Raw genomic sequence first — 7,751 nt, forward strand, 5'->3', positions numbered from 1 at the left:
GCCTCCCCCGCCCGGGGGAGGACCTCTCCCCGCCCGGGGGAGGTGCCGGCCCCCGGTCCGCCGCCACGCTGGTGCACATGACCAGCATCGACGTCCAGAACCTCACCAAGGAGTACGGCACCCGGCGGGCCGTCGACGACCTCACCTTCCGCGTCCCGCCCGGCCGGGTCACCGGCTTCCTCGGCCCCAACGGCGCCGGCAAGTCCACCACCATGCGCCTGGTGCTCGGCCTCGACCGCCCGACGTCCGGCTCCGCCACCGTGGGCGGACGCGCCTACGCCACCCTCCAGGAGCCCCTGCGCCGGGTCGGCGCCCTGCTCGACGCGCAGGCCGCGCACGGCTCCCGCACCGGCCGCGACCACCTGCGCGTCCTGGCGGCGAGCAACCGCATCCCGGACCGCCGGGTCGACGAGGTGCTGGAGGAGACCGGCCTGGGCCCGGTGGCCCGCCGCCGGGCACGGACGTACTCCCTGGGCATGCGCCAGCGGCTGGGCATCGCCGCCGCGCTGCTCGGCGACCCGGAGGTGGTCATGCTCGACGAGCCCTCCAACGGCCTGGACCCGGAAGGCATCGTGTGGATCCGCACCCTGCTGCGCCGCCTCGCGGACGAGGGACGGACCGTCCTGGTCTCCAGCCATCTGATGAACGAGACCGCCTCCTTCGCCGACCACCTGGTCGTCCTCGGGCGGGGCCGGCTGCTGGCCGACACCCCGGTGCGGGAGTTCATCCGCGCACGCGTGCGGCCCGCCGTCCGCGTCCGCACCTCCGACCCCGCCGCCCTCGAGGAGGCGCTCGCCCGGGAGGACCACGCCATGGTGGAGCACCCGGACGGGCACTGGACCGTGCCGGACGCGCGGGTGGACGACATCGGACGCCTCGCCTCCGCCGCAGGGGTGCCGCTCCTCGAACTCGCGGCGGACGAGGGCACGCTGGAGCAGGCCTATCTGGACCTGACCGCGGCCGAGACCGAGTTCACCGCACAGCCCCAGGAGGCCTGACCATGCAGTTCGCACCCGTACTCCGGTCCGAGTGGCTGAAGATCCGCACGCTCCGCTCGCTCTCCGGGGCCCTCCTGGCGCTGTTCACCGTGACCACGGCGTTCTCCGCGCTCTCCGGCATCTCGGAGATGCCGGACGACTTCGACCCGCTGTACATCTCCCTGTCCGGCGTCATGCTGGGCCAGATCGCCGCGATCTCCTTCGGCACCATGGCCGTGTCGTCGGAGTTCCAGAGCGGCGCCCTGCGCGTCTCGCTGGCGGCCGTTCCGCGGCGCGGCCGCTGGTTCGCCGCCAAGGTGACGGCGATCGCCGTACCGGCGCTCGTCGCCGGGCTGCTGACCGCCCTCGCCGCGCTCCTCGCGGCACGCGCGGGACTGGGTTCCCTGGCGGACGGCCTCACCGGGGGCGAACAGGTGCGCGGGGTCGTGGGCTGCGGTGTCTACCTCATGCTGATGGCCCTGTTCGCCGCTGGTCTCACGGCCCTGCTGCGCAGCGGTGTGGCCACGCTGTCCGTGCTGATCCCGTTCATCGTCGTCGTGTCCTTCGTGATCGGCGACGCGGCCGGTCCCGTCGTCGACTTCCTGCCCGACCGGGCCGGACAGCTGGTCTTCCAGCAGACCCACGAGGGACCGCTGGGCCCCTGGTCGGGACTCGCGGTGACCGCGCTGTGGACGGCCGCCGCGCTCCTGGCGGGGGCGTGGAGCCTGCGCCGCCGGGACGCCTGACCGGGAGCCGGACGCCGGCCGCGGGGGCCGGGCCGCCGCGCGGCGGTGCCGGAGACCGGCCGCGGTCTGCGGGGGCGCAGGCCCTCGGGCCCCGCGGGTGGTCCCCGAAGCCCGCGCACGGCTCCTGAACCCCGCGCACGGCCCGCCGGGTTCGGCGGAGGGGAGGGCGCCCGGGCCGCGGGCCCGGCGCGCCGCCCGCGCGCACGGTCCGGCGCCTACCGCTCCGCGGCCTCCCGCAGCCGTGCGAACTCCTCGGCCAGGGCCGCCGGCGTCCAGTGCGCGTTCAGCCCGCTCGGGTTGGGCAGCACCCACACCCGCGTGTCGCCGATCGTCCGCGTCTGCGGCCCCACCTTCGCCCCGCGGTCGTCGAACGCCGTCCGGTACGCGGTGACCCCCAGGACCGCCAGCCACCGCGGACGGAGCCGGGCCACCTTCAGGGCGAGCAGCCGTCCGCCCTCCCGGTACTCCTCGGCGCTCAGCTCGTCGGCCCGCGCGGTCGCCCGCGCCACCACGTTGGTGATGCCGAGCCCGTGGGACAGCAGCTCCTCCTGCTCCGCCGGCTTCAGCAGCCTCGGGGTGAAGCCGGAGCGGTGCAGCGCCGGCCAGAAGCGGTTGCCGGGGCGGGCGAAGTGGTGGCCGGTCGCGGCCGTCATCAGGCCCGGGTTGATGCCGCAGAACAGCACGCGCAGGCCGTCCGCGGCCACGTCCGGCACCAGCCGGTCGCGGGCGGCCTGGAGCTCCTCGGGGGTGAAGCGGCTCAGAGGATCGCCCCCGGGACGTAACCGGCGGCCTCCGGGCGCTGCTTCACGATCTCGTCGATGCGGCCGACCACGGCGGCGACCTGGTCGCCCGCCGCGCCCGTGAAGGACAGCTTGTCCGCCATCAGCGCTTCGAGCTCGTCGCGCTCGAGCGGCAGCCGCTCGTCGGCGGCGAGCTTGTCGAGCAGGTCGTTGCGCTCGGCGCCCTGCTCGCGCATGGCCAGGGCCGTGGCGACGGCGTTCTCCTTGATCGCCTCGTGCGCGACCTCGCGGCCGACCCCCGCGCGCACCGCGCCCATCAGCACCTTGGTGGTGGCCAGGAACGGCAGGTAGCGGTCCAGCTCCCGGGCCACGACGGCCGGGAAGGCGCCGAACTCGTCGAGCACCGTCAGGAACGTCTCCAACAGGCCGTCGAGCGCGAAGAACGCGTCCGGCAGCGCGACCCGGCGCACCACCGAGCAGGACACGTCGCCCTCGTTCCACTGGTCGCCCGCCAGTTCGCCGGTCATCGACGCGTAGCCGCGCAGGATCACCATCAGGCCGTTGACGCGCTCGCAGGAGCGGGTGTTCATCTTGTGCGGCATCGCGGAGGACCCGACCTGGCCCGGCTTGAAGCCCTCGGTGACCAGTTCGTGCCCGGCCATCAGCCGGATCGTCTTCGCCAGCGACGACGGCGCCGCGGCCAGCTGCACCAGCGCGGTCACCACCTCGTAGTCCAGGGAACGCGGATAGACCTGGCCGACCGAGGTGAACGCCTCGGTGAAGCCCAGGTGACCGGCGATCCGTCGCTCCAGCTCCGCCAGCCGGTCCGCGTCGCCGCCGAGCAGGTCCAGCATGTCCTGCGCCGTCCCCACCGGGCCCTTGATGCCGCGCAGCGGGTAGCGGGCCAGCAGCTCCTCCACCCGGCCGTACGCGACGAGCAGTTCGTCGGCGGCGGTGGCGAACCGCTTGCCGAGGGTGGTGGCCTGCGCGGCCACGTTGTGCGAACGGCCGGCCACGACCAGTTCGCCGTACTCGCCGGCCAGCCTGCCCAGCCGGGCCAGCACGGCCACCGCGCGGTCGCGCACCAGCTCCAGCGAGAGCCGGATCTGCAGCTGCTCGACGTTCTCGGTGAGGTCGCGCGAGGTCATCCCCTTGTGCACGTGCTCGTGCCCGGCGAGGTCGTTGAACTCCTCGATCCGCGCCTTCACGTCGTGCCGCGTGACCTTCTCGCGCTCGGCGATCGAGGCCAGGTCGACCTGGTCGAGGACCCGCTCGTAGTCGGTGATCGCCGCGTCCGGCACCTCGATCCCGAGGTCCTTCTGGGCCCGCAGCACGGCGAGCCAGAGCCGGCGCTCCAGCCTCACCTTCTGCTCGGGGGACCAGAGCGTGGCGAGCTCGGCGGAGGCGTAGCGTCCGGCGAGGACGTTCGGGATACGGGGCTTGGCGGGCGCAGCAGTCACGTGTACGGAGTCTACTGGCGGTTCGTGCAGGCCAGCGCCACCGGGTGGTTCGTCGGAAGCTCCAAGGGCCCGGCCGGGGGCCCGGGGCCGCTACCGGTCCCCGTACGGCAGCAGTTCGGGGCGCTTGGGCGGCAGGCCGTCGCCCGAGGAGCGGCCGGTGAGCCGGCGGCCGATCCACGGCAGCAGGTGCTGCCGGGCGAACCGGACGTCCGCGACCCGCCGGGCCGCCCAGCGCGGCGGCAGCGTCGCCTCCGGGGGCAGGTGCCACTCGGGGTCCTCGGGCGGGTAGCCGAGCGTCTGCCACACCGCTTCCGCGACCCTGCGGTGGCCCTCCGCGGTCAGGTGCAGCCGGTCCACGTCCCACAGCCGGGGGTCGGCGAGCGAGGGCGCCCCGTACAGGTCGACGACCAGCGCGCCGTGCCGCTCGGCGAGCTCGTCGACACAGGCGAACAGGGCCTCCATGCGCGGTCGGAAGCGCTCCAGGACCGGGCCCTGGCGGCCCGGGCTGCGCATCAGCACCAGCTGCTTGCAGTGCGGGGCCAGCCGCTCCACGGCCTCGGTCAGCAGGTCCCGCACCCGTCCCATGTCGCACTTGGGCCGCAGGGTGTCGTTGAGCCCGCCGACCAGGGTGACCACGTCGGCCCGCATGGCCGCCGCGGTCTCCACCTGCTCGTCGACGATCTGCCGGATCAGCTTGCCGCGCACCGCGAGGTTGGCGTACCGGAAACCGGGCTGGGCGGCCGCCATCCGCGCGGCCAGGAGGTCGGCCCAGCCCCGGTACGTACCGTCGGGCAGCCGGTCCGACATGCCCTCGGTGAAGGAGTCGCCGACGGCGACGAGGCTGGTGTGGGTGGGAATCGTCTGCATGGCGACAGAGATGGTATCCCGTGCACATACCCGCCGGTCGGTCGGCCTCCACGCCCGGCTTCCCGCCCCGCCGCGTCCCCGCTCAGGCCCGCTGCCCGAACAGCTCCCGCAGGACGTCCTCCATCGTGACCAGCCCCGCCAGCCGCCCGTCGGCCCCGAGCACGGCCGCCAGGTGCGTACGGCTGCCCCGCATCGCCGTCAGGACGTCGTCCAGCGGTGTGCTCTCCCGCACCCGTGCGATGGGCCGCATGTCCCGCGGCCGGAACGGCAGGTCCCGCGGCGAGGCATCGAGGGCGTCCTTCACATGGAGGTAGCCGACGATCCGCCGCCCCTCGTCCACCACGGGGAAGCGGGAGAACCCGGACCGCACCGACAGTTCCTCCAGTCCTTCGGGAGTGACCCCCTCGCGTGCGTAGACCACGCGTTCCAGGGGCAGCACCACGTCCCGCACCGGACGGCGGCCCAGCTCCAGCGCGTCGTTCAGGCGTGCCCGCGCGCGTTCGTCGATCAGGCCGGCCTCGCCGGAGTCCTTCACGATCTGGGCCAGCTCGGCGTCCGAGAAGGACGCGACCACCTCGTTCCGCGCCTCGACCCGCAGCAGTTTCAGCAGGGTGTTGGCGAAGGCGTTGACCGTGAAGATCACCGGGCGCAGTGCCCGGGACAGCGCCACCAGGGGCGGACCCAGCAGCAGCGCGCTGCGCACCGGCTCGGCGAGCGCGACGTTCTTCGGCACCATCTCGCCGAGCAGCATGTGCAGATACGTCGCGAGCGCCAGCGCGATCACGAAGGACACCGCGTGCCCCGCGCCCCGGGGGACACCCACCGCGTGGAACACCGGTTCCAGCAGGTGCGCGATGGCCGGCTCGGCGACCACGCCGAGGACCAGGGTGCACAGGGTGATGCCGAGCTGCGCGGCCGCCATCAGCGCGGACACGTGCTCCAGCCCCCACAGCACGCTCCTGGCGCGCCGGTCCCCCTGGTCGGCGTACGGCTCGATCTGGCTGCGGCGGACCGAGATCAGGGCGAACTCGGCGCCCACGAAGAAGGCGTTGACGACGAGGGTCGCCAGACCGATCAGCAGCTGGACGACGGTCATCGCCGCGCCCCCTTCCCGTCCGCCGTCCCGTCCGCCTTCCCGTCCGTCGTCCCGCCCGCCGTCCCGTCCGCCGTCCCGTCCGGCCGGGTGTGCGTCGTGGTGGGCGTGATCCCGTCCCTCCCCGGTTCGACGAGGGGCCAGGCGTCGGGAGGAGCGTGCATGAGGACGCGCGCCGCGCGGTGACCGGTGGATTCCAGCACCTCCAGCCGCCAGCCGACGACCTGGAGGATGTCGCCGGCGGCCGGGATGCGGCCGAGTACGGTCGCCACGAGCCCGGCGAGGGTCTCGTACGGCCCCTCCGGCACGCGCAGGCCGACCTGGGCGAGCTGGTCCACGCGGGCGGAGCCGTCGGCGGAGAAGAGCGCGCGCCCTTCCTCGTCGGTGCCCGTCCGGACGAGGTCGGGGGTCTCGTGCGGGTCGTGCTCGTCGCGGACCTCGCCGACGACCTCCTCGACGATGTCCTCCAGCGTGGCCACGCCCGCCGTGCCGCCGTACTCGTCGATCACCACGGCCATGGTGCGCCGCTCGGAGAGCCGGTCCAGCAACCGGTCGACGGTGAGCGACTCGGGCACCAGCAGCGGTTCGCGCATCATCTCGGACACGGGGACCCGCGCACGGCGCTCCGAGGGCACCGCCAGCACGTCCTTGACGTGCGCGGTCCCGACCACCGAGTCGAGGGTGTCGCGGTAGACGGGGAACCGGGACAGCCCGGTCGCCCGGGTCACGTTCGCCACGTCCTCGCAGGTCGCCCCGGCCTCCAGGGCGATGACCTGGACGCGCGGGGTCATCACGTTCTCCGCGGTGAGGTCGGCGAGGTTCAGCGTCCGGACGAACAGTTCGGCGGTGTCCGGCTCCAACGCACCCTCCTTCGCGGAGTACCGGGCGAGCGCCGCGAGCTCCTGGGGGCCGCGCGCGGGCTCCAGCTCCTCGGTGGGCTCCACGCCGATGCGGCGCACTATGCGGTTGGCCGTGTTGTTCAGATGGGTGATGAAGGGACGGAAGGCGGCGCTGAACCAGCGCTGCGCGTTGCCCACCCGCTTGGCGACGGCCAGCGGCGACGAGATCGCCCAGTTCTTGGGCACCAGCTCGCCGACCACCATCAGGAACACGGTCGACAGGGCCGTGCCGATCACCAGGGCGAGGGAGCGCGCCGCCGAGCCGGAGACGCCGATGTCCTCCAGCGGGCCCGCGATCAGCGCCGCGATCGACGGTTCGGCGAGCATGCCGACCACCAGGTTGGTGACCGTGATGCCGAGCTGCGCCCCGGAGAGCTGGAAGGTCAGGTTCCGTACGGCCTTGAGCGCACCCGGAGCCCCCCGCTCGCCGCGCTCGACGGCACGCTCCAGCTCGCCGCGCTCGACCGTGGTGAGGGAGAACTCGGCCGCGACGAAGGCACCGCAGGCGAGGGAGAGCAGGATCGCCACCAGAAGGAGGAGCACTTCGGTCATCGGGTCACCTCCGTCCCATGGTCGGACAGGAGGAGGGCGGATGCGCGGTGTCGCGGACCGGGAGGCCCGCCCGAGGGCGGGCGCGCACAACTTCTCATGAAGGACCGAGTGGCCCGCCGAGCGCAAAGGATCGGCAAAAAAGTGCCGTCGGGCCGTGGATCACCCGGTGAGCGGCTTCACCCAGCGACGCCACCGTTCCTCCGGCGCGTATCCCGCGGCGCCCCAGGCGCGGTGCGCGGTCTCGTTGCGCTGGAGCACCATCGCGTCCGCGCGGCGCCCGCCGAGCCGTACGAACCGTTCCTCCGCGGCGGCCAGCAGGGCGGAGGCGATTCCCCGGCGCCGGTGGTCCGGGTGCACCGCCAGCCGGTACAGATGGCAGCGCCAGCCGTCGAAGCCGGCGATCACCGTGCCGACCAG

General features: G+C 73.9%; 8 protein-coding genes. 2 read left to right on the top strand and 6 right to left on the bottom strand.

The genetic code is table 11. The annotated features are described in order from the left end of the window. Positions 1–77 precede the first annotated feature (77 nt). Positions 78–998: an ABC transporter ATP-binding protein gene (locus tag B7L92_RS37310; protein WP_081241561.1), complete on the top strand. Its 921-nt coding sequence runs from the start codon at positions 78–80 to the stop codon at positions 996–998. A gap of 2 nt (positions 999–1,000) precedes the next feature. Further along, positions 1,001–1,723 carry an ABC transporter permease subunit gene (locus B7L92_RS37315; protein WP_081241556.1) on the top strand — a complete coding sequence of 241 codons (723 nt, stop codon included), beginning with the start codon at positions 1,001–1,003 and terminating at the stop codon, positions 1,721–1,723. A gap of 215 nt (positions 1,724–1,938) precedes the next feature. On the opposite strand, the gene mug is transcribed toward B7L92_RS37315, so the two are convergent. From mug to B7L92_RS37345, 6 genes are all read right to left on the bottom strand, one after another. Beyond that, complete coding sequence (mug, locus tag B7L92_RS37320) at positions 1,939–2,436, bottom strand: G/U mismatch-specific DNA glycosylase (protein WP_016827250.1); 498 nt, start codon at positions 2,434–2,436, stop codon at positions 1,939–1,941. 44 nt (positions 2,437–2,480) lie between these two features. Then, the gene (purB, locus tag B7L92_RS37325) at positions 2,481–3,923 is read right to left on the bottom strand and encodes an adenylosuccinate lyase (RefSeq protein ID WP_081241557.1); all 1,443 of its coding nucleotides are present in this window, start codon (positions 3,921–3,923) and stop codon (positions 2,481–2,483) included. Positions 3,924–4,013: 90 nt separating this feature from the next. Beyond that, positions 4,014–4,790 (bottom strand): SGNH/GDSL hydrolase family protein, encoded by a 777-nt coding sequence (locus B7L92_RS37330; protein ID WP_081241558.1) that lies wholly within the window; start codon positions 4,788–4,790, stop codon positions 4,014–4,016. 82 nt (positions 4,791–4,872) lie between these two features. Beyond that, a complete protein-coding gene (locus B7L92_RS37335; RefSeq protein ID WP_081241559.1) occupies positions 4,873–5,886 on the bottom strand; it encodes a hemolysin family protein in 1,014 nt (337 codons plus the stop codon). Continuing rightward, the gene (locus B7L92_RS37340; RefSeq protein ID WP_081241560.1) at positions 5,883–7,334 is read right to left on the bottom strand and encodes a hemolysin family protein; all 1,452 of its coding nucleotides are present in this window, start codon (positions 7,332–7,334) and stop codon (positions 5,883–5,885) included. The genes B7L92_RS37335 and B7L92_RS37340 overlap by 4 nt, the downstream gene beginning before the upstream one ends. Before the next feature lie 159 nt (positions 7,335–7,493). Beyond that, positions 7,494–7,751: GNAT family N-acetyltransferase (locus B7L92_RS37345; protein WP_143626478.1), on the bottom strand; the 258-nt coding region annotated here is incomplete at its 5' end.

This window comes from Streptomyces viridosporus (genome assembly GCF_002078235.1).
Taxonomy (GTDB): Bacteria; Actinomycetota; Actinomycetes; order Streptomycetales; family Streptomycetaceae; genus Streptomyces; species Streptomyces viridosporus.